This is a genomic window from Deinococcus aerolatus (assembly GCF_014647055.1).
In the GTDB taxonomy this organism is placed as follows: Bacteria; Deinococcota; Deinococci; order Deinococcales; family Deinococcaceae; genus Deinococcus; species Deinococcus aerolatus.
In genome coordinates this window covers 1-1,626 of sequence record NZ_BMOL01000060.1, presented here as the reverse complement: position 1 = coordinate 1,626, position 1,626 = coordinate 1, and the positions used below count along the sequence as shown (strand labels likewise).

Genomic DNA, 1,626 nt, shown 5'->3' with positions numbered 1-1,626 from the left:
TTGGTTCGGAGTGGGATGCAAATAGAAACCTTGACTTTTTACAAGAGGTAAAGAGCTTTTAAATGAACAGTTTGGGGGAATGAGCAGATTAATTTTTAATCTGCTCACCCCCCAAAATTGCTTATCGAGGTTGTAGTAAGTTTGTGTGTTGGGGTCTGGCGGCCTGACAGATTTTATGAGATTGGACGGAAAACGAGTTGCCAGCCGACCTCCAGTTTGGTTTGAGGAGGGGCGTGAGGGCGTTTCCACTGACCTGGGGGCTCAGGGTCAGGCCCACCCTGGAGCGTCAGGCGCGAGAAGACCGCCTGACCACGGCTCAACGCGTAGTGAACCGCGCGCAGACCGATTTTGAGGTAGCTCAGTGCGCGCCGCCAATGGGGATCGACGACACGCCGGGTCCCCACGCTGCACCACCTCAATGCCCTCGGACACAAGCAGTAGAGCCCGTTTTGGAATTTCGCGCCTCTCTGGGCGAGCAAATACCATGAGGAATGGCCTCTCAGACGTATGGTTCCGATCTCACCGACGACGAGTGGGCGTTGCTGAGCGAGATGTGGCCCCCACGTTCAGGGCGAGGTGCACCACTCAAGTGGTCGACACGCGAGATCGTCAATGCTGTGTTGTACGTGCTGCGTGGCGGTATCGCCTGGAGAGCGCTGCCACACGAGTTCCCGCCGTGGGAGACCGTGTACTACCACTTCCGTCAACTCAGGCTGGCTGGGGTCTGGGAGCGGATCAACACGGCTTTGCGTCGGATCTATCGTGTGCGGATCGGGCGTTCGCCCGATCCGCACGCTGCGATCATTGACAGTCAGTCCGCAAAAACGACGGAGAGTGGCGGGCCACGCGGCTTCGACGGCAACAAAAAGGTCAATGGCCGCAAGCGGCACATCCTGGTCGACACCCTGGGCCTGTAGCTCAAAGTGGTCGTACACCCGGCGAACCTGCACGATCGGGTCGGTGGTCGCCTCTTGGTCCAAGCCGTCAAGGGGGAATTGCCCACCCTGGAGAAAATCTGGGCTGACCAGGGGTATGCGGGACAGTTCAAGCACTGGGCAAGTCAGGAACTCGACCTCGCATTCGAGGTGGTTTACCCGTGGTGGCGGCAGCTGAAACGGTACATGCCAGAGTGGTTGGAGGCCCAGGGGTTCGACGAGAAAGCGTTCCATGTATTACCCAGACGCTGGGTGGTTGAACGTTCCTTCGCGTGGATGGGCCGAAATCGTCGATTGTCACGCGATTTCGAGACGCTGCCCGAAACGGAAGAAACGTGGTGCTACTTGGCCATGACCCGTCTCCTGCTCCGCCGGCTGGTCACAATATGAAAAGACTGTCTGAGACAGTCTTTTCATTTCCAAAACGGGCTCTAGGGTCGCCACGGCCAGCACGAGGATCAACCGTTCCAGACTGGCGGCATCGCGCAGTCTGGAATCTCCCAACTCGAAGAGCCCGCTTTTCTCGTCCAGAAAGCCCTCCTCAATCTGGAAGCGCTCACCGTACTCGGCAAAGGTCTCCACGCTCGTCGGTTCGTCGCTGACCACCTGCCTCTGCTCTGGGCAAGAGCTGCACGTCACGCACCTTGCAGAGCCGCTGGCCATCGGGGGCCGCCAGGATCAGGCTGGACTT

The 1,626-nt window shown here is 58.6% G+C and carries 1 protein-coding gene and 1 pseudogene; one reads left to right on the top strand and one right to left on the bottom strand.

Annotation, left to right across the window (positions count from 1 at the left end):
• Positions 1-491: 491 nt before the first annotated feature.
• Positions 492-1,325 (top strand): annotated as a pseudogene (locus IEY31_RS18490) (IS5 family transposase).
• Here the strand turns inward: IEY31_RS18490 and IEY31_RS18485 are convergent.
• Positions 1,233-1,541: a hypothetical protein gene (locus IEY31_RS18485; protein WP_188974421.1), complete on the bottom strand. Its 309-nt coding sequence runs from the start codon at positions 1,539-1,541 to the stop codon at positions 1,233-1,235. The pseudogene IEY31_RS18490 and the gene IEY31_RS18485 sit on opposite strands and share 93 nt — an antisense overlap.
• Between the last annotated feature and the right edge of the window lie 85 nt (positions 1,542-1,626).